Here is a 24,325-nt window from a genome sequence, read left to right on the forward strand (position 1 = left end):
GTCATCGCTTAGCGCCCGGCAGGCGGCCAGCCCATCGGTGGTCAGCGGCAGCTTGACGACGACATGCTCATGCAACGCAGCCAGTTCTCGTCCCTGTGCCAGCATCGATTCGGTGTCCAGCGCCGTGACCTCCGCGCTGACCGGCCCACCGACCAATTCGCAGATCGCCACGACGGTGTCGTGGAACGGCTGGCCGGTCTTCGCGACCAAAGAGGGGTTGGTGGTGACGCCGTCGACCAAACCGCCGGCGACACATTGGCGCAGTTCGTCGAGGTCGGCTGAATCTATGAACAATTCCATTCGAAGGCTCTAGCGTGTCAGTGGAGTCAGCGAATTGTAAGCGGATCATCGCGTTGCGACCGCGCTGGCCCTGGACGCATCTCAGACCAAGGGCCGGGGAAGCTCGCTAATCTTTGGTCTGAATGACCGAAATATCGCCCACCTGAGATATTGGGCGTCGATAAGTTTTTGAATTCATAGAGAAATAAACTTGGCATGCGCCCTGCAGTTGGGTTGCTGTCATTCGCCAATTGGGAGTTCAATCGATGATTCACCGCCAAGGTTTCTGGGTGCTGGGCCTTGTGGCCTGCGCAATGACCACTTCCGCCTGCGCCAACTCGGTGGACATCGAGAGAATCGATGACCCGAATGCCGAGTTCAGTCTGGTCAATGGTGCGATCAAGATCGGGCCGAACAGTCGTGTCGGCGATCTCGAAACCGTTAACGGCTCCGTGTCGGTGGGGGATTCCAGCCGGGTGGGCGATATCGAGGTCGTCAACGGGTCCATCAAGCTTGGTGAGCGCGTAAGAGTTGAGGACATCGAATCGGTTAATGGCGGGATTCACGCCGGCAGCGGACTCACCGTCATCGGTGGCGTGGAATCCGTCAACGGCGACATCCGGCTGGGCTCAGGCGCCACCGTGAAGAACGGAATCGAGACCGTGAATGGCGAGATCGTCTTCACCCGGTCACGCATCGAAGGCGGCATCGAAACCGTGAACAGCCCGCTGGACACCGGAACGGATTCGGTGATCCTGGGCGATATCGTTTACGAGGAAACCAACCATGGCAGCCGACACGTGCCGCGCGTCGTGATTGGCCCCGGGACTCGGGTTGAGGGTGATCTTCGGTTCTACCGGGAGGTGAATCTTGAGATTCACGAGACCGCCAAGATCACCGGCCGCATTCATCGGGCTTGGTCCGGCGCCGAGTCCGCCCGGCTGTAGGCGCCGCGGTCGTGGGGGTGGTGCCCCCCCACGACCTGTCGACTTACATCGCGGGTTTCGATTCCTGATTGATATCGACGCCGACCTGGGACTGGATGTAGTTCTGTTCGCCGACCTTGCCGATGAGCGACAACTGGGTTTCCAGAAAGTCGATGTGATCTTCTTCGGATTCGAGGATGCGAACAAAGAGCTCGCGTGACACGTAGTCACCCACGGCTTCGCAGTGTGCGACAGCATCCTTGTAGAGCGGATGTGCCTGCATTTCGATCTTCAGGTCGCACTCGAGAATTTCCTGCACGGTCTCGCCGATCCACAGCTTGCCGAGGTCTTGCAGGTTCGGCAGGCCGCCAAGGAACAGCACGCGCTGGATCAGCGCATCGGCATGTTTCATCTCGTCGATGGATTCTTCGTACTCCTTCTTCGCCAGCTCGTAGACGCCCCAGTCCTGCAGCATCCGCGAGTGAAGAAAGTACTGGTTGATCGCCGTCAGTTCGTTCTTGAGACCGGCGTTCAGATATTCGATGACCTTGCTGTCGCCTTTCATGGCAGCTCTCCTGTCGCCGGGGGAATCCGTGCGTCACTGTGAATTTTGCGGAAGGATACGCTCCACCTTGCTTGGTGGCAAGCTAAGTGACTGATTTTTCAGGACAATTTAAATGATTCACGGAAGCGTTCTCATTTGTGAATAACCGGCGAACGCGGGCCGACCGCCGACAACCGTTTGATCGATATAACAAAAGCGAATGCTGCATTGCGGGAGTGCTGCGCCGACCCTACAGTCGCGCTTCCGTATTCACTCGCAAAAGGCGACCGAAGACATGGCAGCCGTAGCTCCCGAGACAGTGCTCAGCGTCCACCATTGGAACGACACGCTCTTCAGCTTCACCACCACCCGCGACGAAACGCTGCGCTTTCGCAATGGGCAGTTCGTGATGGTGGGCCTGGACCTGGAAGGCAAGAAGCTGATGCGGGCCTATTCGATCGCCAGCGCCAATCACGAGGACTTCCTCGAGTTCTTCAGCATCAAGGTGCAGGACGGGCCGCTGACCTCCCGCCTGCAGCATCTGCAGTCGGGCGACAAGATCCTCGTCAGCCGCAAGCCCACCGGCACGCTGGTGTTGGACGACCTCAACCCTGGCCGCAATCTCTGGCTGCTGGCGACCGGCACCGGCCTGGCGCCGTTTCTGAGCCTCATCAAGGACCCGGAGAGCTACGAGCGCTTCGACAAGGTCGTCGTCGTGCATGGCGTGCGCTACGAAAACGATCTCGCCTACCGCCACGTGCTGGAACACGAGCTAAAGGAACACGAGTATCTCGGTGATCTGGTCGGTGGCCAGTTGATCTACTACCCCACTGTCACCCGGGAAGACTTTCGCAACCAGGGCCGGATCACCGACCTGATCCGGTCGAACAAGCTCACCGATGATCTCGGCCTGGAGCCGATGAACTCGACCGATGACCGCGCCATGCTCTGCGGCAGCCCGGCCATGCTCAAGGACACCGCCAGCCTGCTGGACGAGCGCGGATTCACGATCTCCGCCGGAATCGGCGAGCCGGGCGACTACGTGATCGAGCGCGCCTTCGTCGAGAAATAGGGCGGCTACTGCGGACGAATCGTCGGCGCGCTAGCCTGCGCCGTGCCGCGAATCAGCAGGTTGTGAGCATCCCAGCTGGCCACGGCGTCCATTTCGGTGAGTAGCTGTACCTCGCCATTGCTGCGCTTTGCGACCGGCGTACCGTTGCGGAATAGCACGCGGTTGCCGGGCAGGCGTGCGACCTTGTCGCCCGGCGTGAGAATGCCGGCCAGATTGAGCGGGTCGGCTGCCGAGATTGACACGTATTCGGGTTCTGCCTCCGACATCTCCGGCAGGCTGCGCAGGGTCGCGGCGGCTTCCGGCAGGGCGAACTGTTCGCCGGAAAAGCCGCTGACAAAGCGTCCGCCACGGATCTCGCCTCGCGCTTCCAGGCGTCGGTACACGTAATAGAGATCGCGCCAGGGTGGCAGGCCGTCTTCGCGGTCGAGCATGCGACGAAACACCACGCCATAGCGTGCGAGCAAAGTGCGGGCGATGTGCTCGACATGCGGCTCGGCCAGCGCGGTGGTGTCCTCCGTCATAATCCGGCGCCGTCGCGTCAGCGACCAGCGGCCGGATTCGTCCAGGTCCAGCGCCCGCATTGATGGTCGGCGCCGTGGCCGACCGCGTTTTTTGGAGGGCTGCAGCAGCGCGCGCAGGCCGGCGAAGGAATCACAGGTCACCAGCCCCTGGCTCACCAGTTCCCCCAGCGCGGTTTCCAGCTCCGCGCCGAGCAGTCCGGTGTCGGCCAGCAGGTCCGAGTGGAAGCTCGCGCCATGCGTTTTCAGGGCGTCCAGCGCGCGTTCGCCGCGCGGTGAGAGCTCCGGGCTGGTTTCGGTCGTGCCGTCCGATCGTTGCCAGAACGGCAGATGCTCGCGAGTCGACCAGAATACCGGGGTCGTGCGGATCGGCCCGGCCTTGCGACGGGTATCGTCCTGCCCCGCGGGCGCAGGCCGCGCCCAAGTGATGCGCCCGGCCGCGCAGTGCCGGTCCAGCATCAGTGGCAGGTAGTCACCGATGCGCGCCGGCAAAATGTCCTGCTCCCACGCAATGGCGGGCGCCGGGAAGCCTTCGAGTTGCTGCAATACCGCGAGCAACGCCTGGTCACCCTTGGATCGCGCATCGGTCTCGCCATCGCGCTGTGCCACGCCCTGCCAGCGGAACAGAAAACGCAGAAACTCGCTGGGCGCGACCGCGCGAATCTCTGCGCGGCGCGTGTCGCGGGTGTAGCGATGTATGCGCGCGAGCAGGCGACGATCACACCATTCGGAGGCCTCTGGCGCGGTGAAGGCGCCGCGCATCATGGCGCCCTCGGCCTCGAGCTGCAGCAGGGCGAGCTCGACCTGGCTGAAGGCCGTGTCCAGCTGGCGGGCCAGTTCCGCGATGGTCACCGGCCCCAGCAGCTCCATGCGATTGCGAAGAATCTCCCGCAGGGCATCAGCGCTTTCGGCTCGCTCCGGGTGGACGGCACTGATCGGTGGCGTGCGTGCCGAATCCGGGAACAGGGCGAGAAATTCATGCAGGCGTTCAGCCGCGACGTGGAGCGTGACACCGGTGGCCGTGCGCAGGCGTGTGGCGCGGCCTTGCGCGTGCAGCTGCGCCAGCAAGGCATCGGCCGGGGCGGTGACCTCGGGTTCGGTCAGGCAGCCGAAGGTCAGCATGGCGTCGTGTAGCTCGTCTGCATTGCCGACCGCTGGCTGGGCTTCATCGCGGACGCGGGCAATGGCCTCCGGATCGAGCCGCCCGATGTCGGCGGCGGTGCGCAGGTCCATCAGCGGCTGGGTGCTGATGGCGCGGGTGCGGCGCTCCTCGGCCTCGCCGTCATCGAGAAACGCGTACGGCTTGGCATGAATGATCGCGTGGGCCAGCGGCGAAGGCGCCGCCAAGTCGCGGCAGATAATGCGAACGGCGCCGGTTTCCACGCCCTGCAGCAGGCGCTCCAGGCCGCTGATGTCCATGACCTCGTGCAGGCAGTCATGCAGGGTCTGTTGCACCAGCGGATGATCAGGCACCTCGCGCGGGCCGGTCAGGTTCTCCGCGCAGGCGACCTGATCCGGGAAGACCACGGTCAGCAGATCTTCGGCGTCGCTGCGCTGGAACTGTGGCGGCACCCTCTTCCCGCCGTTCATGCGCCGGATTGCCAGTGCCCCGGTGGCGGCCCAGCGCCAGCGTGTTGCGAACATCGGCGCATCCAGCAGCGCCTGGATCAGCACATCCCGCACCGTTGCAGCTTTCAGAAACCCGGAGACCTCTTCCAGGGCAAAACTGTGCGTTGGCCCTAGCGACAGCACGATGCTGTCGTCCAGCGCGCTGGCCTGCAGCTCGAAGTTGAACTGCCGGCAGAACCGCTTGCGCAGCGCCAGGCCCCAGGCCCGGTTCAGTCGCGCGCCGTAGGGCGAGTGAATGACCAGGTGCGTGTCGCCGACATCGTCGAAAAAGCGTTCGAAGACAATGGTGTCCAGGCTGGGCAGCACGCCCAGCGCGGTCCAGGACGCGGCCAGATAGTCAGCGAGCTGGTCGGCCGCGGCGGCGGGCAGGTGGACATCGTGCATGAGCCAGTGGCGGCAGGCCTCGACCCCCTCGGCCAGCCGCTCCGCCGCGGTGGCGCTGAGTGCGGACACCGCGGCGCAGAGTTCATCGGTTCGCCCCAACCCCTCGCCGAACCAGAACGGAATCGTTGGCGGTTGGCCGCCGGCGTCCTCGACCAGCACCTTGCCGGTTTCGACCTTGGCGATGCGGTACGAGGTGTTGCCGAGCTGGAAAATATCGCCAGGGATCGCCTCGAACGCGAAATCCTCGCCGACTGTGCCGATGCGGTGGCCCTCGGGTAGCAGGACCACATCGCTGTCGAACTGGTCCGGAATCACCCCGGCATTGGTCACCGCGGTGAGCTTGGCCCCGCGTCGCGGGCGCAGCATGCGATGCACGGCATCGTAGTGAACATAGGCACCGCGCCGGCCGCGTCGCGTGGCATAGCCCTCCGCCAGCATGCGCACGACTTGTTCGAACCGCTCGGCGCTGAGCTCGCGATACGGCTGGGCGTGGCAAAGCTGCTTGTACAGATCATCCAGCGACCACTCCTGGCAGCCGACCTCGGCGACGATCTGCTGGGCCAGCGCGTCCAGTGGGGTCTGCGGGATGTGGATGCGGTCCAGCTCGCCCTGGTCGATGGCGTGGAGCAGGGCGGCCGACTCCAGCAGGTCGTCCAGCGCCAGCGGAAACAACCGGCCCTTGGGCGTGGCACCGATGCGGTGCCCGGCACGGCCCACACGCTGTAAAAAGGCATTGATCGCCCGGGGTGATCCCAGTTGGCAGACCAGATCGATATCGCCGATGTCGATGCCCAGTTCCAGCGAGCTGGTCGCCACCAGCGCCTTGAGCTGCCCGTTCTTGAGGCGCTGCTCCGCTTTCAGACGATGTTCGCGTGACAGGCTGCCGTGGTGCGAGGTCACATGCTCCTCGCCGATGCGTTCGGCCAAGTGCTTGGCGGCGCGTTCGGCGACCCGTCGCTGATTGACGAAGATCAGCGTCGTCTGGTGGTCGGCCACGAGCTGGGCGAGCCGGTCGTAGATTTCCTCCCAGACCTCGTTGGCCATCACCGCTGTCAGTGGCGAGTTTGGAATCTCCAGCGCCAGATCACGCTCACGAACATGCCCCGCATCGATGATCTCGATGTCGTCACGGTCCGGGGCAGCCGCCCCGCCCATCAGAAAATCCGCCATCGTCGCCAATGGCTTGACCGTGGCCGACAAACCGATACGCACCGGCTGGCGGGGGCACAGCGCCGCCAGGCGTTCCAGCGACAGCATCAGATGTGCGCCGCGCTTGCTCCCCGCGACCGCGTGCAGTTCGTCCACGATGATCGTGCGCAGTGCGCCGAACATGCGCCGGCCGCTGTCCGAGGTCAGCAGGATGTACAGCGACTCCGGCGTCGTGACCAGAATATGCGGCGGATTGCGGCGCATCCGGTCGCGTTCGGATTGCGGCGTGTCGCCGGTGCGCACGCCATCGCGGATCGCGACATCCGGGTAGCCCAGCGCAGTCAGGTTCGCGCGGATGCCGGCCAGCGGCTCCTGCAAATTCTTCTGAATGTCGTTGGACAGCGCCTTGAGCGGTGACACGTAAAGCACGTGCACCGAATCGTCCAACCCGCGTTCAATGCCGGCCTCGACCAGATCGTTGATCGAAGACAGGAACGCCGCCAGTGTCTTGCCGGACCCGGTGGGCGCGGCGATCAGCGCATTGCGATGCTCGGCGGTGATCATCCAGGCGCGCTCCTGCACCTCGGTCGGTTGGCCGAAGCGCGACCGCAGCCAGCCGGATACGGCGGGGTGGAACAGACCGTCGCGTTCACTGTTCGGCTGGAAGTGCAGATGCGTTTGCATGGCGTGGACATCTTACGACATGGCTGTTGATAAAATCAGTAAATGTCGGGCCCGCCGCCAAGAAGGTCTCGCGAGTGCTGTCGACGTGGTGGGACCGAGCCGCATTCAGCCTGACTGATTTGGAAGAGAACCTGCGTAGCTCAGAGCGAACATCGCTATCGAGGGCTCCAAAGCGGGAAGGAATCCAAAAGCAGCGCGCTGCGGCTCTGCAAGCACGTCGTGCGGAGATCGTGGATGCGGTGGGTGACCGCGAAGCACTAGGGTTTGCCGGTTTGGCGTGAACATGGAGCAATTGCTGGACTGCTATCGATCTGGCGCCATCCACCCGCACGTAGACCGCTGCTTTACGCTCGACGAGGCCGCGGAGGCGCGCCGGTACATCCAAGACCGGAAGAACGTCGGCAAGGTGTTGCTGACGCCCTAGCGGCGCGATCCCTCAGCCATGACTCGCGGTATCCGTCCCGGCCATGCCGTTGACGTTGTAGACCGTCGGCGAGCGCGGCGCGTCGGCGGCATCCGGCGCGGTGCCCAGCACAAGATCTCCGATGCCGGTGGAGACGCCCCACCACAGGTTTTCGTTGCGGAAGTGATGCAGCCGGTGCATGCGCTGGCGGCGGCGGTAGTACGACAGCGCCGGTGTCCAGCGGACATGCGCCATGAAGTGGCACCACTCGTAGTGCAATGCCAGGACGAAGAACATGGCCAGCGCCCCGGTGGCCAGTTCGATGGTGGGCATCAGGCCGTAGGCAAGCAGAAAGATGACCGGTACCACGGTTGGGAACACCTCCAGATTGATGGTGATGTCCGACAGATCGTTCGGATCCACGTGGTGCTTCCGATGGGTGCGTCCAACGTTCAGGTTGATGGTCCGCCCGAACATGCGCGGCGGCTTCATGTGAAGCAGCTTCACGTGGATGACCCATTCAAAGAATGGCCATATCAGCAGAATTGCGAGCGGAGCGATCAGATCCGCCGGCCGCCAGTTGCCGAGCCAGAGCCGATAGGCCACGAGTCCGACCGCGAGTATCGTCAGGATGATCGGGCTGGCGTTGCGGTACAGCTCGCGGATGGTCTCGCCGGCGGTGGTCGGTATCGGCGGTCTTGTCTGTGCACTATTCATGTCAGATCCCCTCGAGATGCTGTTCGTACAGGGTCAGGAAGCGGTTGATGGCCTGGCTGCTGGAGTCGATGTAGTCGCGGGCCACGTCGAACGCAGCTTCACGTTCGCCGGAGCGCACATGACGGGCCATCGACGAGAAGCTGTCGAGCCGGGAGAACTCGTCGGCCAGCATGCCGGTCATGAGTCGCGCAATTGGCTCATAGGTCTTGCGCAATGAGTTGAACGCCAGCCGATAGGCGATGTTGCCGCTGCCGTCGACCAGAACATCCCAGAATTCCAGCGCCAGCGGTTGCAGTTCGGCGGGGCCAGATGCTTCGCGCATCTGTTCGACGATGGCATCCAGCCGGTCTGCCATGGCCGGGCTGCCATGCGTTGCGGCGTCGGCCGCGATCTCCGGTGACAGCACCTGGCGCATGCGGACCACACTGCGGGCCACGCCGACCTGGATGCGTCCGGCGGCGTCGATCATCAGGCTCGCCAGCAGTTCCGGTCCGGCCTGCGCACGGTAGTCGCTGACGGTGGTAGTGCCGCCGTGGCGGACTCGCACCAGACCGGCTTGCTGCAGGCGCTTGAGTGCTTCGCGCACGGCGTTGCGGCTGACATCGAGCAGTTCGCACAGCGCGCGTTCGGCCGGCAATTCTTCGCCGGGCTTGAGCTGCTGGCTGACGATGCGGTCGCGTAGCTGGTTGAGCACCACATCCGAGACAGACTGTTTTTGAACGGCTTCGAACATGGGTGAAGAGCACCATTTGGTTCAGTGGTTCTACCAGTGCACCATTGTGCTCGACGTTGTCGAATCCGTCTGGATCGGGGCGGCAGCCAATGGACCGTCCAAAGAAAGACGGCCGTCGAGGAGACAGAGAGGGGGTGAGCATGCGCACTACGCGTGTGTCGCACAGCGCGATGATTCGTACGGGTATGTTGATTGCGGCGCTGTCGGCGGTTGCCGCTGTGTCGCAGGCGCAGGCGCAGGCGCAGGCGCAGGCGGGGCGCGAGTCCGGTCAGGCAAACACAAACGCCGCGTCACCGGACCCGGAGTTGGTGGACGTGATTCCGCTGCCGGACCAGGCGTCCGAATCGGTGGTTCGGGCCCGGCGCCGGCCCGCACTGGAGGAGATCGTCGTCACGGCGCAGAAGCGCGAGGAAGATCTCCAGACCGTGCCGCTATCGGTGACCGCGATCGGCGGCGATGATCTGGTCGACAAGGATATGGGCGACATGAACGAGGTTGCCAGCTACGTTCCGAACCTTGACGTGCTGGCAGTGCCCACCTTTCCGAGCATCTACATGCGCGGTCTCGGGTCCAGCTACAACCGCGGTTTCGAGCAGTCTGTCGCCATTCTGATCGACGAGGTGTTCTACGGGCGCGCCTCATACATCAACCAGGGGTTGCTCGACTTGCAGTCCGTAGAGGTGCTGCGCGGGCCGCAGGGCACGCTGTTCGGCAAGAATTCCTCGGCCGGCGCGATCCATTTCCGCACTGCGAGGCCGGAGCGCGAGTTCGGCGTGACCGCCGATGCCCAGTTCGGTGTAGACGAACACAGACGCTTCCGGTTCGCCTCCACCGGGCCCGCGGGGGATGAGCTGAGCTGGCGCGTGGCACTGCTAAGCGACCGTCGTGACGGCCGCGTGCATAACACCGGCACCGGCGTCGACGAGGAGAACCTGGACAACCTGGGAGCGCGCGGGCGGCTGCTATGGGAGCCAGGAGACGACCTGAGCGTGGATTTCACTGTCAATGCCAGCATCGTCAACCAGCACGGTTCCGGCAGTCAGCTGATCGAGGTACGCGACCGACATCTGGCCGCGATGCGAGTGTTTGACGACCGGGTCGGCGATAACCCGTACGACGAGGAAACCTCCACCGATTTTCCTGCCGGGGTTGCCCGCGATGCCTGGGACGGCACCATCAAGATTGATCGCACGACGGGCGGGGGCACGGTCTTCACTAGCATCACCAACTATGCGTGGCTGGACGAAGTCGTCAGTCTGGATGCCGATGTCTCTCCTGTGCCGTTTCTGGTCCTCGACAACAATGAGTCGCTGCGCCAGTACAGCCAGGAGTTCCGGCTGACGTCACCGCCGGGTGACTTCGAGTACGTCGCCGGCCTGTACGGCCTGCGCACCGACTTGCGGACCACCTACGACATCACTGAATACCTGATGCTCAACGAGATACTGCAGATCACCGGGGAGCTGGAGCGCCGCGCCTGCGTCAACAGCCCGGCTCCGGAGGCTTGCCAGGATGCCGTGTTGAACGACGCGGTCAGCGGTGCAGTCGCCGGACAGACTATCCGGGCCCGCCTCGCGCTGGAGGGCGGCATGCCCCAACCCGTCGAAACGTCATTGACCCGCTTCGATCAGCTCACTGACAGTCTGGCGCTGTACGGCCAGTTCACCTGGCATTTCGCGCCGCGCTGGTCGGCGACATTGGGCGGTCGGCTGAACTACGAGAAGAAGATCCTCGATGTGGCGCATCGCCTGCTCAACAACCGCACAGGGCAGGACGGCAACGCCATTCTCAGCGGTTCGCAGGGGCTGCCTGGTGTCGGATTCGGAATCGGCGATTCGCCGCTGGGTTCGGTGATCTTTCCGGTCATCATCGCCGGCGACACGCAGTTCCAGGCGCATCGAGAGCGGCAAGACGTCAATTTGATTCCCAAGCTGTCCGCGCAATTCGATTTCAGAGATGACGCCATGGCCTACGCGTCGGTCGCGCGCGGCTACAAGTCCGGCGGTTTCAACGCACAGCCGGTCAACGATGAGCAGTTGGAGTTCGACGAGGAAGACGCGCTGACCTACGAGATAGGCATCAAGTCGGAACTGCTCGGGCGAGCGGCGCGGCTTAACGTCTCGCTGTTCCGGACTGACTTCGACGGGTTGCAGGTCGCAACGTTCAACGGGTTTGCCTACGTCGTCGGCAACGCGGCCTCCGCCACCATCCAGGGAGTGGAATTCGAAGGCGTGCTGTTGACACCGTACGGGGTTCTGCTCGGACTCAATGGCGCGTTCACGCAGGCCGAGTACGATGATTTTTCCAGCGCGCCCTGCGCGGCCGAGGAGACCGGCACGCCGCCCTGCGATCTCGGCGGCCAGCGCCTGCGGCTGGCTCCCGAACTGAAAACCACGTTCACCGCAGGCTGGGAGGGCAGCCCCTGGCGCTGGCCCGTGGTGGCGACCGCCGGAATCACCGCCAGTTACACCAGTGACGTGCCGCTGGCGACCGACCTTGATCCGATTGATTATCGCGTGCCGGGCACGACCTATGGCGTCCGGCTGGGTCTGAAGTCCAGCAGCGGGGACGGCTGGCGCGTCACGCTATTCGGCGACAACGTGACCGGTCACGAATCGCTGGCCGGTGCGCAGGATGCCCCCGCCTATCGCGGCACCCACTTCGGCGGCGCATTTCCCGGTCCCTCATACGAGCTGGAGGTCGGCTACAGCTTCTGACACCTCTTCGGTGTTCAGTCCACGGCGGTCAGTTCAATGGTCTCGATGGCCTGCTCGCGGATCGCGTCTCCGCAGAACGGTACCTCCAACCACTGTTTGTCGCCGTACATCGCTGTCTGGTCGGCATGAAAGGCTGAGGTTGGATCTGGGGACTGCGAGTACGTCGTGATCGTCGACATGCGCGGGCAGTCGTCATCCGGAAAGCTGACGACCTGGGTGTAGGTGTTGCCGTGGTAGGGATTGGCGTATCCCGAGGCTGGGTCCCATTCGATATTGAGAATGCTGTACGAACCCATGCGGTCGATGCCGCCATGCAGCGGGTACCGCAGGCCATCGCGTTCGATGTATTGGTAGTCGCGCAGGGTTGCGCCCAGTTCGATGCCGGCGTCGTTGAGTTCTGCCACCGCGTCTGCCAGCGCCATTGCGACGGTCGGGTGCAGTGGATTGAGACCAGACGGTGTGTCGATGGGTTGTTGGGACAGGAACGGAACGAGGAACGCGTGAGTCCCCGGCAACCGTGTCTGCGTCGTCGTGCCGGAAGGCAGGGTCGTGCCGGTCAGGCGGCCTGCGATGCGGCGGAACAGCAGGGCGCCGGGGGAGTCCAGGTTCGTGGTCAGATCCCAGTCCGCGAGAATCGGGCAGGCCGCCGAGATGTCCACGGGACCGCCGCTGCCGATGGCCACGCCCAGCGTATTGCAGACGGTCACCAGGTCGTCCCGCCACAGCTCACCGAGGTACTGGCGTGAACCGAACAGCCAGTCTTTCATGATGTCGTGGGTGAAGCCGGTACCGGGATAGCCGTCGGTGCCGGCCAGACGTTCGCGGATCATGGTCACACCCAGCCGGGTGCGCAGCCGGCGCTCCGTGCCTTCCTCGCCAAGAATCCGCGGGAATCCGGTTAGCGGCTCGTCGGGATGCGATAGCCAGTAGGAATCGTTGGAATTGCTGACGTAATCGTCGCGGAACAGCCGCGGCAAATTGGACGGACCGAAGATGCCGGGGACCACGGCGTCCGGATCGTCGTCCCAGGCGCAGGCCGAGCGGCTGCCGTCCAGTATCGGTAGACCCAGCAGCGGGAAGGCGACTGCACCCAGCACGGAACCGCAGGTCACCGCCTTGGCGTCGTCGACATTGGCTGAAACGGTGATATCGCCGTAGAACGCCTCGCCGTCGCGATCAACCGCGACCGTGTTCGCCCACGGCACGCCCTGCAACCCGTCCAGAACCGCCTCGAATTCGCGCACCGAACGGACATCCGCCAGTTTCACGAAGTGGTTCAGGTAGCGCATGTTCTCGGCGTTCGGGTCGGCCAGCGCGAAGCCGAGAACCGGTGTCCAGACGAAGATCGGAAGGCCGGCGATATTGGTCACCATCGGCCCATAACGGGTGGTGTAGAGCGTACGGTCGACGGTCTCCAGACTGCCGTCTTCCTGCAGCGTCTCCGCCGTGAGCGGCCACGCCTGCATCTGTTCCACCTGCCCGTCGACCAGGTAGCTATGCGCCCCGACGAGCGTGAGCTGGTACGGCGTGAAACGAAACGCCGCCGATGTGGTGTGCGACCAGGCCACGTCACGGTTGGTGCCGATGACGACAAAAGGCAGGCCCAGAAAGGTGGTGCCGGAGAGTTCCATCCGGTCGGGAATCCGGAAGCTGGCCTGATAGAAGATGCCCGGATCGTTGTAGGTCTGGTGCGGGTTGCCGAGCAGGATTGGTGCGCCATCGGCGCTGGCCTCGGTGCCGATCGCCACAGCGTTGCTGGCCATGTGGCCGCCCGGATGCCAGTCGTGAGCTTTGCGCAGGGCAGAGATCATGCTTGGCACGTCGTCGGCGCTGGCGCTGGCGACCGGTGCCGCGCCGCCGATTCCGTCCACCGAGGGGGCCGAGCCGGCAAAGATCGCCAGCGTGTAGGCCATGCGAAACACGTCGTCGATGGCGATCGGCTTGACCCAGTCGGCACCGCGGCAGCTCGGGTCGGACAGCTGGTCGACTCCGGTCTCCGCGAGATAGTGGTTGTACCCCGCGACATGGCCGGCGAACAGGTCGCGAATCTCTGGTCCGGGGCCCAGTGGCGCGGGTTCTGCGGCAAGACGCTCCACTGTCCCCTGGGCACGGATTAGCTTGAAAAAGAAATCGCTGTTGAGATTGTTGAAGCTGAAGCCGTTGGCGGGGAACGGAAAGTCCTCGTCGGCGCCGAAGTAGCGCGAGCGTTCACCGGCCGTGGTGACATAGAACTCGGCGATGCGGCAGATGGCATCTTTGGCCGAGACGTATCCATAGCCGTAGCCCAGGCCGAACCAGTCGTTCGCTTGGATATGCGGCACGCCACCAGCCGTCCGGGTGACCGTGACGCCTCCGGCATCGGGAGCCTGGCCGCCGGGTGGCTGGCCGGAACCGCAGGCGGCCAGCAGAACAACGAAAGCCATGACGGCGAGAGATCGGAGCGTTTGCATCTGCGGTGCCTCCTGCTTGCGCATCGCTTGTTGGTATCGTTTTCGCCCGGTTTTCGTCCGACAGCTAGCGCCTTCGCAATCCGTGGTCGCGAAAATGCAGAAATGCTTCGCGCGACGTCTTGGCGGGCCGGTAGCCGAAGTCTTCCTTCAGTCGCCGGTTGTCCAGCACCGGGCGGTACTGGATGAACTTGATCTGCTCCGGCGCGTACCGGGTGAGGCCCAGCTTCCGGCCGATCTTCAGCCCCGCGACGATCAGTGGCGCCGGCAGCTTGAGCACAGGCTTGTCGAGTAACTGGCCGAGTTCGTCCATGGTCAGGCAACCGTCGCCGGCGACGTTGTAGATACCGCCGTTGCCGGTCTCCACCCCATGGCTGATGATGCCGACCAGGTCCTGATCCCAGATAAACACGAATGGCGAGTCGTAACCGCGGATCGCCAGCAGACGCTTTTTCTCGAACAGGTTGGTGATCAGATTGCGGGTGCCGGCCCCGATCACGGTGCCCACGCGCAGGATTAGCTGCGCCAGTTCCGGATGTTGTGCGCGGTAGCCGGCCAGCAACTCCTCCACCTGGCGCTTATGGTCGGCGTAGGGCATCTCGACATTGCCGCGCAACCTGTCGGTTTCCGAAATCCATTGCGGGTTGTCGGCGTAGTAGCCGTAGGCGGCACCGCTGCTGGTCACCGTCACATGCTGCACGCCGCCGGCGAGGCAGGCGTCGAGCACGTTGCGGGTGCCGTTCACATCGATGTCGTAGTCACGGGCGCGGTCGCCGCTGAACTCCAGCACCGCGGCGAGATGCACGACGTGGGTGATGGCGTTGTCGACGACCAGGTCGCGCAATTTCGGATCGCGGATGTCCATTTCGCGCAGATCGAATCCGGCGTTCGGGTCGGCGCGCAGGTCGATGCCGATCACCTGGTGTCGCGTGGCCAGTTGCTGTGCGACCTGCCGGCCGATGTAGCCGCCGGCGCCGGTGATCAGAACCCGCATTACGCCGCCGCCTGGTCGGCGGCCAGCAGATCGGCCTTGAGTGCTTCGATGTGGTTTGTTAGCACCCGGTTGTAGACCTGCTTGTTGACGTAATAGGCCATGCGATCGAGCTTGAGATAGGCATAGCCGCCGTCCAGGCGCTGGCCGATCTGTTCGGCCTTGGCCTTCTGCAGTTTCTTGGCCGAGGCAGCGCCGTTTTTCAGCTGCTGGATGTACAGCGCGACCAGCTCCGCCTGCCGATTGCGTGCCTCCCAGCCCAGGCCGGTGGCTTCCACCATGCCCATCATGAACAGGCTGTCGTCATGCGGATGCAGGCAGTTCAGGTAAAGCTCCGGTGCTGCGCCATGCCAGTTCAGCGCTTTCTTGTCGATGAACGGGTAGTGCAGCTTGTAGCCGGTGGCCTGAACAATCAGGTCGTACTCGGCCGATGAGCCATCGGCAAAGCTCACTGTTTTGCCGGCGCAGTGTTCGATGTTCTTGCGAACCTTCACATCCCCGTGGCCGGCGTGATGCAGCAGCAGCGAGTTCAGGACCGGATGCGATTCGTAGAGTTTGTAGTCGGGGTCGGGCAGGCCGTAGTCGGAAGGCTTGCCGACCAGCGCCTTGATCACGGTGCCGTCGACGAATTGCTTGATCGGTCGCGGCAGGCCCCACTGACCGGCGCCCAGCGTGTCAATCGGTCGGCCCAGCACAAACTTGGGCAGGAAGTGGTAGCCGCGCCGCAGCGACATGTCGACGCTGTTGGCGTGATGGACGGCATCGACAGCGATGTCTGCGCCCGAGTTGCCACAGCCGATGATCAGCACCCGCAGGCCGTCGAACATCTTCGCGGTCTTGTATTCGCTGGAGTGAATCACCCGTCCGCTGAAGTCGCCCGGCAGCTCGGGCCGATTGGGCTCGTGCAGGGTGCCGTTGCAAAGCATCACCCCTTCGAAGTGCCGAACTTGCTCCTCGCCGTTGCAGCGGGTGGTGATCTGCCACTGCTCGCCGCTACGTTCCACGCGAAGCACTTCGGTGTCGAACTCGAAATGGGGATATAGCTCGAAGTGTCGGGCGTAATCCTGAAAATATTGCTTCAGTTCGGTGTGATGCGGGTATTGGGCAACATCATCACGCATGGGGAATTCCTTGAATTCCGTCGTGCGCTTGGACGAGATCAGATGCGCCGACTCGTACATCGTGCTGGTCGGGCTGTCCGCATCCCAAAGGCCGCCCACATCGCTGTGGATCTCGAATCCGGTGAAGGGCAGGCCGAGCTTCTGGAGGTTGCGAGCCATGCTCAAGCCCGTGGGGCCGGCACCGATAATGGCGTACATTGCGTGAATGGGCTGCGAGTTTCGGGGGGAGGCTAGCTTACCCAGCCGCAGCAGCGATCTCCCGAGCCATTCGGGACAGGACATGAACAAATCAGGACTATGTGCGAGGCGGCCTGGGCAAGCCGCTTCGCCAGCCGGGCTTGACCAGCCCGCTGGGCGGCCGAGCCGTTATCGGCTAGCGTAGATATCTATCCTGGGGGGAGACGAAGGCCATGCCTGCACCTGCTTGTTCGCGATCCACCGTGTCCTGCGTCATTGCAACAACGGCATTGTTGCTCTGCGGGTGCGGGCCAGCCTCGGATGGTCAAGGCGCTGCCGATGCCAACACCGGACCCGCCCCGACGGCGGCAGGCTGCCCCGGCGCGTTCTATCCCGAATGGACGTCGTCTCCGTACGTGCTTCCCTACCCGGTGGGTGCGGCGTACACGGTGGACCTGAGCCACTGTAGCGGTTCGTATCACAGCGCCGGACAGCCCGATGCCTACGCCATCGATTTCGATATGGATATCGGTTCGGTCATCACTGCCGCGCGTGCAGGTCTCGTCGTTTACGTCGAGGAGTCCGGAATAGACTACGACTTCCCGAACAATCTGGTCGTGGTGCGGCACGCCGACGAAACATTTGCTCAATACATGCACCTGACGACAGGTGGCGCCTTGGTGGACATCGGCCAGCAGGTCGAGCAGGGAGACCAGATCGGACGGAGCGGGGCCACGGGCTTGGCGGGCTATCCGCATCTCCACTTCGTTGTCACGCAGGGCGGGTGGCGATACCCGTACGAGTCGACTCCGACGACGTTCAGCAATACCCAGCCAAATGAACGTAGCTTGGCATCCGGCTATCGATACCGTGCAGAGCCGTATTAAAGCGTGTATCCCGGGTCGCCTGAGCGCGCGGCGGATCCGGCCCGTCGACGACCGTATCGGCGCGTTTGGCATGGTCGATGAGGGCGTCCAGCCATGAGCGAGCCCACCGTGACCCGACGTTTCAGCCAGGCGCTGGTGGAGACGGCGGCGCGCCTGGGCATCAACTTGCCCGCAATGGCGCCGGGTGAAGAACGCGTTCGGCTCGATGTGCACGATGCCCTTTGGGTCAAGCTCTGCGCCGCCGGTGACGATCCTCTGATCGGCCTGCAGCTTGCGCTGCATCTGCAGGTCGGTCATCTCGATGTCGCTGGCTTGCTGTTGATGAGTTCCGAGACTCTGGGTGAGGCATTGGAGCTGTACACCGAGTACCACCCCATCGTCAGCCAGGGGGGTGAGGTTTGGTTTCATGATGTCGGGGATCAGGTGGCTCTTTGCTACGCCGGCCATTACGAGGTTTGTCGTGAGCCACGCGCCGAGATGTCGCTGGGCTGCGCGATGCATCTGGCGCGCTGGTGCTCTGGCGGACGCTTCGAGGCCGCCGCGGTAGAGTTCCGCCACGCTCCGTTGGATCGCGAGGCTCGCTATACCGACCTGCTGGGGTGTCCCGTCCACTTCGGGGCGCCAGAGGATCGCTTGCTGTTCCACCGCGACATGCTGGAACTGCCGTTGATCCAGGCCAACCCCGCACTGCGTGATCAGCTACGTGAGTTGGCGGATCAGTCGCTGGGCAGGCTGGGGCAGCGGAGCTTTTCCGTCACAGTCTCCGAGCTTGTCCACCAGCATCCGCAGGCCGGCAAGGATGACATCGCCGCGCTGTTGGCGATTAGTGGCCGCCATCTGAGTCGCAAGCTGGCGGAGGAGGGGTTTTCGTTCAAGCATCTGCGAGACCGCGAGTTGCAGCAGCTCGCTTGCCGGGCGCTGGAGCGCGGCGACAAGATTGCCGGAATTTCGGCGGAACTCGGCTTTTCGGACGAAAGCGCCTTCAGCCGCAGTTTTCGCCGCTGGACGGGCATGTCGCCATCGCAGGACCGGGCCTGACGCATTGGCACATGAAGGCAACACTGACCTATCCATACCACCAAGGCGGAGCCGGCTTTCGCGCCTTGCCCGGCCTGTTTTCAGGCGCCAACTTGGCGGCGTAAATAGATCAGTGTTTCCTTAAACGCGCGCGATCGGTCCCGTTCGGTCAAGTTGTTGGCCCGCAGGGTCATTCTGCAATGGCGCGCTCCTCTGTAAGTTCATAGGTTTGGGCGGAGAACATCCGCCGTTCTGGTTGGGGATGCAGATGGCTTCCAGACGAACCCGTAGTGCGTGGCTGGCGTTGGGGGTGCTGCTATCGCTGGAGGCGGCGGCGCAGGATGACGATCTGGATTTCTTGTTCGGCGACGATGAGTCCGAGGACGTCGAGTCCACGCAAGAAGACAGGCCTGTGCCGTCGCAATCGCAGCGGGAAGAAAAGGCTGATCAGGGTGCCGGTCGCAACGGCCAGGCACCGCTGGAGACGATTCCGGTCCCGGCCGCGCAGGCCGAGCGCGAGGCCCCGAAACCATCGCGTCGAGTGATCGAGGAGGTGGTGGTGACCGCGCAGAAGATCGAGCAGAACCTCAGCGATGTGCCGGTGTCGGTCACGGCGCTGCAAGGTGATTTCATCAAGAACAATGCCGTGAGCGATCTGACCGAGGCCTCGACCTATGTTCCGAACGTGCGGGTCGAGTCCACCAGTCCGACGTCGCCGCAGGTCTTCATCCGCGGGTTTGGCACCAACACCTTCAATCCCAGCTTCGAGCCCTCCGTGGGGCTGGTGCAGGACGATGTGTTCTTCGCGCGCGGTTCCTACTTCACCGAGTCCATGTTCGACCTGGAACGCATCCGGGCCCCAGGGCACGCTGTTCGGCAAGAACACCATTGCCGGCGTGTTCAACATCGTCACCCGCGGCGCGCCGGCTACGGGCACCGAGGCCAACCTGAGCTACAAACGCAACGAGGACGGCGACGACCGCATCGAAGGCGGTCTGGGCGGCCGGCTGGCCGATGGGCTGGGTGCACGGTTGGCGATTCTGGAAGATCACCGCCACGGACGCTCGTACAACACGTTGCTGGATCGCTACGAGGACGAGTCACGTAAATCGGCGCAGCGCTTGCGCCTGGACTATGTCAGCGACTCGAATCTGGAGCTCGGCCTGGTGGCTCAACGCACCGAGACCCAGGTCAATTTCTGGCCGCGTCAGCTCTACCAACTCGATGACGATACCGCCGCCTATTTGGCGAACTTCGATCCGGAGATCGAGGACGACCCCTACGATTTCCAGACCAGCTTCAATATCCCCGGCTACATGAACATCGATTCCTGGACCGTCTCCGGTTCGGCCGGCATGGACCTGGGGCCGGTGCTGGGGCTGGATGGACTGGATACGACGCTGGTCGTCGCCGGCTCGCACATGAACATCCGCCAGTATCAGGATCTGGATACTTCGCCGGCCGATCTCATCCGCCTGTTCGGCGACGCGGAAGACTACTCGCAGCACTCGCTGGAATGGCGCTTCACCGGCCTGGGTGGCGCACCGTTCGGCTGGGGACAGGGCGTGACATTCGTCACGGGCCTCTACGCACTGCAAGCGGATTATTACATCAACACCGGGATAGAAGCGGGCGAAGACCTCGCCACCTACGCCCTGAGCGATTCAGGCTTGACGCTGATCAGCGGTGGTGCGATCGCGGGTATTCCATTCGCCGGCGGCGGAACGGTGGCCGGTGCCTTGGGGCCGCTGCTGGGTCCGCTGGTCGGCACCGCCGTGGGCGAGGATCGCTACACCTTCGATTTTCGCCAGCGCACGCGAACCTTTGCCGCATTCGGCCAGCTGACCTGGGATCTGAGCGAACATTGGTCGGTGACGCCCGGCCTGCGGCTGAACCACGAACGCAAGAACATCGACTCGGTCGGTACGAGCAGTTGCCGCACCAAGCCGGTGACCCAGCAATGCCTGGTGCAATTGATCGTTGGCGCCAACGACTACAGCTTTAGCGATCTGGAAAGCACGGAAACCAACCTGTCGCCCAAACTTTCGGTGCTCTACCGTGCTGATGATGACCTGCGCGTGTTCGCGACCTGGGCGCGTGGCTACAAAAGCGGCGGCGCGAATGCGATTTCCTTCACCGGGGAAGATCTGGAGTACGGATCGGAAACCGCGACATCGGTGGAACTGGGTATCAAGAGTCATTGGTTCGGCCGCAGCCTGAGTCTGAACGCTACGGCCTATCGCATGGATTTCGATGATCTCCAGGTCTTGGCGTTCAACGGCGTGTTCTTCGATGTCACCAATGCAGGGTCGGCGTACTCCACGGGCGTCGAGCTGGACTCGCAGTGGCTCACGCCCTATCGGCCACTGAGCATCAACACGTCGGTGGGCTGGCTGGAGGCGCGCTACAAGCAATACGGCAGCGCGCCAGCGCCGGTGGAGCAAGGCCTGGATGCACGGCAGGACCTGAGTGGCAAGACGCTGGCCTTTGCCCCGCGGTGGTCGGCAACGCTCAGCCCGACGCTGGACTACAGCGTCGCAGGTCTGAACCTGACGTTCGGGCTGAATGCGCGGCATCAGGGGGATCAACACACGGACACCGATCTGGACCAGGCCACTTTCGTCGAGGCGCATACCATTTATTCGGCGCGGATCGGGCTCGGCTCGGCCGCCGACACCTGGAACCTTAGCGTCGGTTGCAAGAACCTCACCGACAAGCGGGTGCTCAATCAGGCGCTGGACACCGCCCTGTTTCCCGGCGTGTTCCTAGCCAATCAGCAGCCCGGCCGGACGATCTACGCCAGCCTCAACCTGCAGTGGTAGCCACCGGCACGTTCATGCCGATCGCGCTGCTCGCTGCACAGGCCCTGTTTCTGTTCGGCGTGCCGGCGGTACTCGTCTGGGCCGAGCCCAGGCTGCGTGTGGTGGAAACGCTCAGCCCGGTAGTGCTCTGCTACATGAGCGGGATCGTTGCCGCGCAAATCCCCGGCGTTGTATTCGATGCCAGGCTGGCCGGCGGCATCGTGGCCGCGTCGGTGCTGGTAGCCGTCCCGTTGCTGCTGTTCCCGGCCGACCTGCGCCGCTGGCTGCGTCTGGCGCGACCGACGGTCCTGTCGTTTGTGCTGGCCGTGATCTGTGTGTGCATCAGTTCTGCGCTGGTGTTCGCGTTGCTGGGCGCGCGGGTTCCGGCCGCGGCTGACATCTCGGGCATGCTGACCGGGCTCTACACCGGCGGCACGCCTAACATGAACGCCGTGGCGCTCGCCCGCCAGGTCGACTCGGAGACCTTCATTCTCGTCAACGGCGCAGATGTGGTCCTGGGCAGCGTGTTCCTGTTGTTCTTGATGACGGTCGCAAAGCCGCTGCTGGCAAGGGTGTTTCCCGCGTTCGTCCCGGTCGGCACCGGGCCGGCGGAGCCCGGGGAGCCGGCCATCGACCAGCGGGGCGGTCCCTGGTATCGCGCGGGCCTTGCAGTGCTGCTTTCGCTCGGGCTTTGCGCCGCCGCCGCCGGCCTGTCGTGGTTGCTGCTGGGGCGGCTAGCCGAGGCGATGATCATTCTGTCCATCACCAGCCTGGCAATTGTCTGCACGCTGTCGCCGAACGTGCGCGGACTACCCCACAGCTACGAGACCGGCCAGTATTTGTTGCTGGTGTTCTGCATCACCATCGGCACCCAGGCCGACATCGGGCACATGCTGCAGGCGGGCTCGCTGGTGCTGCTCTACTGCGGCTGCGTGCTGCTGGCCGTTGCTTTGCACTGGCTGACGGCGCGGTTGTTCAACATCGATGTCGATACCCTGATCATCACCTCCACCGCTGCCTACTTCGGGCCGCCCTTTGTTGGGCCCATCGCCAAGGTGCTGGGAAATCGCGAAGTCGTGGTTTCGGGAATGACCGCCGGCGCCGTGGGCCTTGCGTTGGGCAATTACCTGGGGTTCGCCGTGGCGAGTTTGTTGGGTGGCTGAGGCCCGATTAACGGGTAATTTCGCCAGCGAACCGCTTGCGCACGCTGCGCAGATACTGCTGCGGCCAGATGCGCCACAGCACGCTGCCGAACCAGGATATCTGGTCGCCAAAGACCCAGGGCTGGCCTTTGTCGATGGCCTTCATGACCCGGGAGGCCATCCAGTCCGCCCCTCGCATCTTGCCGACCATGGACCGCCGATGTTGTGCGGGCTTGCCGTCCGCGCCCAGGGCGCTGGTCTCGATGGGTGTATCGAGAAAACTGGGGTAGATGTTCAGCACGCGCACGCCTAGCGGTTCCATTTCCAGGCGCAGCACTTCGAAGAACTGAGCCATCGCCGCCTTCGCCGCGCAGTAGGCGGCCCGGCCGGGTACCGGCATCCAGCTTGCCATCGAGCCGATGTTCACAATCAGCCCCCTGGACCGTTCCAGCATCGGCAGGCATTGCTGGGTCAGCGCCACCGGGGCCTGCCAATCCACTGCCATGACGCGGGTGAATACCGTCAACTGCGTGCTGCGTACCGGTGACCGATGCGTGATCCCGGCGTTATTCACGAGGCAGTCCAATCGTGCGAAACGCTGGTCGACCGCGGCGACCAATTCGGTCAGGAACTCCGCCTGAGTGAGATCGCCCGCGCAGCACAACACACGCTCCGGATCGGACAACTCGCGTTCCCGCCGCGTGAGCAGCTCGGCGTTCATGTCGACCAGTACGACAGCATCCCCTCGTTCGTGGAACGCCAGCGTAAGCTCCCAGCCCAGGCCGCTGGCGGCGCCGGTGATCAGCGTGACCGTGGTGCCTGATTTGTTTGGTGAAGACATGGAAGAATTCCGTCGGTTCGATGCAGAGCAGAAAACCGAGATTACTAGGGAATCATGTGGACGGCAGGTGCACTAGGTGCTTGGCCGGGTGATCAAAGTTTTGGTCACCCGCGCCGTCGCGATGGTCTTGCCGCCCGCCTGAACTTCGGCGTCCAGAAAGCAAACCGCGCGGCCTAGCCGCACAATTCTGGACGTGATCGTCACGGATTGGCCCGCTGTCACGGGACGCAGGACCGACACATGCAGATCGTGGGTGACGGCCTCCTGATGTGGTTCCAGGCGGCTTAGCAGTCCGGCGTAGGCGCAGACGTCGGCGAGCGTGTAGAGCACGCCGCCGTGGAGCATGCCGGCAGGATTGATCGTCATGCCTTCGGCAATGAATTCCATTCGCCCACAGCCGTTCTGCGATTCGATCGCCCGAACGCCCAGTGCCTGATGCAGCGGGTGGTCGATGACGGTTTGAAGTCGTGGGTCGGTACGCATGCCGTGGTTCGTCGCCGTGGGATCGAGGCGACGCCGACCAGGCTGTGCTGGTGAGCGGACACAGATGGTTGGCATCGCATGATGCCTGTCATCTTAGCGCCTTGGCTGGTTAACGGTCGGCGGTGGCGAGTTGGTCGCCGACAAAGCGCGCGTACGCTTTTGTGAAAGCGGGCAGGGCATCCGCCGAACCTTCGGCCTTGACCTCGACCAGCGCACGGTCGAACCGAAAGCCGGCTATCCGGTCAGGCAGATGGAAGCTGACGGCGCCCACGTCCAGCGATTCCGTGCCCTGCAAGGCCATCGGCGGATAACGCTTCATCCAGGATGCCTCGGCGGCTGAGTTCGTGGTGTAAAGGGTGACCTTGACCTTGTAGACGCCGCGCTCGGCTTCGCCGGGGAGCCAATAGCGCCAGTACGCGGAACCGTCGATTTGCTGTTGAGCGAAGGATTCCATGACGACGCGATCGGACTTGGACAAATCGTCACTGATCGCGACCCGCTCTACCACGGATTTGTCCTTGACGGTCAGGGCCGCGAATGGCCCGCTTGGCGGCATTTTCAGTGCGGAGACCGTGAGCGCAGCCCGCTCGCCGCCGCAGGCGACAAGCAGGCTGATCAACAGGGCCGTGGCGCCGAAGATCGGGCAGGTCCGGAATCGCATGC

Annotated in this window: 20 protein-coding genes; 9 read left to right on the forward strand and 11 right to left on the reverse strand. The window is 63.6% G+C overall.

The window, feature by feature from the left end; genetic code table 11:
- Positions 1-300: transaldolase family protein (locus ACE1EY_RS12420; protein WP_370300291.1), on the reverse strand; the 300-nt coding region annotated here is incomplete at its 3' end.
- A 245-nt stretch (positions 301-545) separates the two neighbouring features.
- Between ACE1EY_RS12420 and ACE1EY_RS12425 the strand changes: the two genes are divergently transcribed.
- Entirely contained in the window at positions 546-1,226 is a 681-nt protein-coding gene (locus ACE1EY_RS12425; protein ID WP_291515060.1) for a hypothetical protein, read from the forward strand.
- 43 nt (positions 1,227-1,269) lie between these two features.
- Here ACE1EY_RS12425 and bfr read toward each other — a convergent pair whose 3' ends face one another.
- The gene (bfr, locus tag ACE1EY_RS12430; RefSeq protein ID WP_291515061.1) at positions 1,270-1,770 is read right to left on the reverse strand and encodes a bacterioferritin; all 501 of its coding nucleotides are present in this window, start codon (positions 1,768-1,770) and stop codon (positions 1,270-1,272) included.
- A 274-nt stretch (positions 1,771-2,044) separates the two neighbouring features.
- Here bfr and ACE1EY_RS12435 point away from each other — a divergent pair, with 274 nt between their 5' ends.
- On the forward strand, positions 2,045-2,821 hold the full coding sequence (locus ACE1EY_RS12435) for a ferredoxin--NADP reductase (protein WP_291515062.1): 777 nt from the start codon (positions 2,045-2,047) through the stop codon (positions 2,819-2,821).
- A gap of 5 nt (positions 2,822-2,826) precedes the next feature.
- Here ACE1EY_RS12435 and ACE1EY_RS12440 read toward each other — a convergent pair whose 3' ends face one another.
- Positions 2,827-7,185 (reverse strand): DEAD/DEAH box helicase, encoded by a 4,359-nt coding sequence (locus ACE1EY_RS12440; RefSeq protein ID WP_370300292.1) that lies wholly within the window; start codon positions 7,183-7,185, stop codon positions 2,827-2,829.
- 283 nt (positions 7,186-7,468) lie between these two features.
- Between ACE1EY_RS12440 and ACE1EY_RS12445 the strand changes: the two genes are divergently transcribed.
- Complete coding sequence (locus ACE1EY_RS12445; protein ID WP_291515064.1) at positions 7,469-7,609, forward strand: zinc-binding dehydrogenase; 141 nt, start codon at positions 7,469-7,471, stop codon at positions 7,607-7,609.
- A 12-nt stretch (positions 7,610-7,621) separates the two neighbouring features.
- Here the strand turns inward: ACE1EY_RS12445 and ACE1EY_RS12450 are convergent, their stop codons facing one another.
- Entirely contained in the window at positions 7,622-8,305 is a 684-nt protein-coding gene (locus tag ACE1EY_RS12450; protein ID WP_291515065.1) for a sterol desaturase family protein, read from the reverse strand.
- A gap of 1 nt (position 8,306) precedes the next feature.
- Positions 8,307-9,038 (reverse strand): FadR/GntR family transcriptional regulator, encoded by a 732-nt coding sequence (locus ACE1EY_RS12455; protein ID WP_370300293.1) that lies wholly within the window; start codon positions 9,036-9,038, stop codon positions 8,307-8,309.
- A gap of 140 nt (positions 9,039-9,178) precedes the next feature.
- On the opposite strand from ACE1EY_RS12455, the gene ACE1EY_RS12460 reads away from it, so the two are divergent.
- Positions 9,179-11,755, forward strand: a complete 2,577-nt coding sequence (locus tag ACE1EY_RS12460) for a TonB-dependent receptor (RefSeq protein WP_370300294.1) — start codon at positions 9,179-9,181, stop codon at positions 11,753-11,755.
- A 14-nt stretch (positions 11,756-11,769) separates the two neighbouring features.
- Here ACE1EY_RS12460 and ACE1EY_RS12465 read toward each other — a convergent pair whose 3' ends face one another.
- The 3 genes from ACE1EY_RS12465 to ACE1EY_RS12475 all read right to left on the reverse strand — a co-directional run bounded on the left by ACE1EY_RS12465 (position 11,770) and on the right by ACE1EY_RS12475 (position 16,596).
- Positions 11,770-14,205, reverse strand: a complete 2,436-nt coding sequence (locus ACE1EY_RS12465; protein ID WP_373928086.1) for a penicillin acylase family protein — start codon at positions 14,203-14,205, stop codon at positions 11,770-11,772.
- A gap of 64 nt (positions 14,206-14,269) precedes the next feature.
- Entirely contained in the window at positions 14,270-15,196 is a 927-nt protein-coding gene (locus ACE1EY_RS12470; RefSeq protein ID WP_291515068.1) for an SDR family oxidoreductase, read from the reverse strand.
- Positions 15,196-16,596 (reverse strand): flavin-containing monooxygenase, encoded by a 1,401-nt coding sequence (locus tag ACE1EY_RS12475; RefSeq protein ID WP_373928087.1) that lies wholly within the window; start codon positions 16,594-16,596, stop codon positions 15,196-15,198. The genes ACE1EY_RS12470 and ACE1EY_RS12475 overlap by 1 nt, the downstream gene beginning before the upstream one ends.
- A gap of 128 nt (positions 16,597-16,724) precedes the next feature.
- Here ACE1EY_RS12475 and ACE1EY_RS12480 point away from each other — a divergent pair, with 128 nt between their 5' ends.
- The 5 genes from ACE1EY_RS12480 to ACE1EY_RS12500 all read left to right on the forward strand — a co-directional run bounded on the left by ACE1EY_RS12480 (position 16,725) and on the right by ACE1EY_RS12500 (position 22,359).
- Positions 16,725-17,378 (forward strand): M23 family metallopeptidase, encoded by a 654-nt coding sequence (locus tag ACE1EY_RS12480; protein WP_370300297.1) that lies wholly within the window; start codon positions 16,725-16,727, stop codon positions 17,376-17,378.
- A gap of 93 nt (positions 17,379-17,471) precedes the next feature.
- The gene (locus ACE1EY_RS12485) at positions 17,472-18,416 is read left to right on the forward strand and encodes an AraC family transcriptional regulator (protein ID WP_370300298.1); all 945 of its coding nucleotides are present in this window, start codon (positions 17,472-17,474) and stop codon (positions 18,414-18,416) included.
- A gap of 247 nt (positions 18,417-18,663) precedes the next feature.
- A complete protein-coding gene (locus ACE1EY_RS12490; protein ID WP_370300299.1) occupies positions 18,664-19,503 on the forward strand; it encodes a TonB-dependent receptor plug domain-containing protein in 840 nt (279 codons plus the stop codon).
- Positions 19,504-19,816: 313 nt separating this feature from the next.
- Complete coding sequence (locus ACE1EY_RS12495) at positions 19,817-21,217, forward strand: TonB-dependent receptor (protein ID WP_370300313.1); 1,401 nt, start codon at positions 19,817-19,819, stop codon at positions 21,215-21,217.
- Complete coding sequence (locus ACE1EY_RS12500) at positions 21,211-22,359, forward strand: DUF819 family protein (protein ID WP_373928088.1); 1,149 nt, start codon at positions 21,211-21,213, stop codon at positions 22,357-22,359. Before ACE1EY_RS12495 ends, ACE1EY_RS12500 begins: the two co-directional genes overlap by 7 nt.
- A 7-nt stretch (positions 22,360-22,366) precedes the next feature.
- Here the strand turns inward: ACE1EY_RS12500 and ACE1EY_RS12505 are convergent, their stop codons facing one another.
- The 3 genes from ACE1EY_RS12505 to ACE1EY_RS12515 form a co-directional block, all read right to left on the reverse strand.
- Positions 22,367-23,179, reverse strand: a complete 813-nt coding sequence (locus ACE1EY_RS12505; protein WP_370300301.1) for an SDR family NAD(P)-dependent oxidoreductase — start codon at positions 23,177-23,179, stop codon at positions 22,367-22,369.
- 72 nt (positions 23,180-23,251) lie between these two features.
- Positions 23,252-23,662 carry a PaaI family thioesterase gene (locus tag ACE1EY_RS12510; protein ID WP_291515077.1) on the reverse strand — a complete coding sequence of 137 codons (411 nt, stop codon included), beginning with the start codon at positions 23,660-23,662 and terminating at the stop codon, positions 23,252-23,254.
- A gap of 109 nt (positions 23,663-23,771) precedes the next feature.
- Entirely contained in the window at positions 23,772-24,323 is a 552-nt protein-coding gene (locus ACE1EY_RS12515; RefSeq protein WP_291515078.1) for a hypothetical protein, read from the reverse strand.
- Between the last annotated feature and the right edge of the window lie 2 nt (positions 24,324-24,325).

The organism is Abyssibacter sp., assembly GCF_964229365.1.
Classification (GTDB): domain Bacteria; phylum Pseudomonadota; class Gammaproteobacteria; order Nevskiales; family OUC007; genus Abyssibacter.

Excerpts from the sequence above, each read along its gene's own strand:
- ACE1EY_RS12425 (WP_291515060.1), top strand. The coding sequence starts at position 546 with ATGATTCACCGCCAAGGTTTCTGGGTGCTGGGCCTTGTGGCCTGCGCA.
- bfr (WP_291515061.1), bottom strand. The coding sequence starts at position 1,770 with ATGAAAGGCGACAGCAAGGTCATCGAATATCTGAACGCCGGTCTCAAG.
- ACE1EY_RS12435 (WP_291515062.1), top strand. The coding sequence starts at position 2,045 with ATGGCAGCCGTAGCTCCCGAGACAGTGCTCAGCGTCCACCATTGGAAC.
- ACE1EY_RS12440 (WP_370300292.1), bottom strand. The coding sequence starts at position 7,185 with ATGCAAACGCATCTGCACTTCCAGCCGAACAGTGAACGCGACGGTCTG.
- ACE1EY_RS12445 (WP_291515064.1), top strand. The coding sequence starts at position 7,469 with ATGGAGCAATTGCTGGACTGCTATCGATCTGGCGCCATCCACCCGCAC.
- ACE1EY_RS12450 (WP_291515065.1), bottom strand. The coding sequence starts at position 8,305 with ATGAATAGTGCACAGACAAGACCGCCGATACCGACCACCGCCGGCGAG.
- ACE1EY_RS12455 (WP_370300293.1), bottom strand. The coding sequence starts at position 9,038 with ATGTTCGAAGCCGTTCAAAAACAGTCTGTCTCGGATGTGGTGCTCAAC.
- ACE1EY_RS12460 (WP_370300294.1), top strand. The coding sequence starts at position 9,179 with ATGCGCACTACGCGTGTGTCGCACAGCGCGATGATTCGTACGGGTATG.
- ACE1EY_RS12465 (WP_373928086.1), bottom strand. The coding sequence starts at position 14,205 with ATGCAAACGCTCCGATCTCTCGCCGTCATGGCTTTCGTTGTTCTGCTG.
- ACE1EY_RS12470 (WP_291515068.1), bottom strand. The coding sequence starts at position 15,196 with ATGCGGGTTCTGATCACCGGCGCCGGCGGCTACATCGGCCGGCAGGTC.
- ACE1EY_RS12475 (WP_373928087.1), bottom strand. The coding sequence starts at position 16,596 with ATGTCCTGTCCCGAATGGCTCGGGAGATCGCTGCTGCGGCTGGGTAAG.
- ACE1EY_RS12480 (WP_370300297.1), top strand. The coding sequence starts at position 16,725 with ATGCCTGCACCTGCTTGTTCGCGATCCACCGTGTCCTGCGTCATTGCA.
- ACE1EY_RS12485 (WP_370300298.1), top strand. The coding sequence starts at position 17,472 with ATGAGCGAGCCCACCGTGACCCGACGTTTCAGCCAGGCGCTGGTGGAG.
- ACE1EY_RS12490 (WP_370300299.1), top strand. The coding sequence starts at position 18,664 with ATGGCTTCCAGACGAACCCGTAGTGCGTGGCTGGCGTTGGGGGTGCTG.
- ACE1EY_RS12495 (WP_370300313.1), top strand. The coding sequence starts at position 19,817 with ATGAACATCCGCCAGTATCAGGATCTGGATACTTCGCCGGCCGATCTC.
- ACE1EY_RS12505 (WP_370300301.1), bottom strand. The coding sequence starts at position 23,179 with ATGTCTTCACCAAACAAATCAGGCACCACGGTCACGCTGATCACCGGC.
- ACE1EY_RS12510 (WP_291515077.1), bottom strand. The coding sequence starts at position 23,662 with ATGCGTACCGACCCACGACTTCAAACCGTCATCGACCACCCGCTGCAT.
- ACE1EY_RS12515 (WP_291515078.1), bottom strand. The coding sequence starts at position 24,323 with ATGCGATTCCGGACCTGCCCGATCTTCGGCGCCACGGCCCTGTTGATC.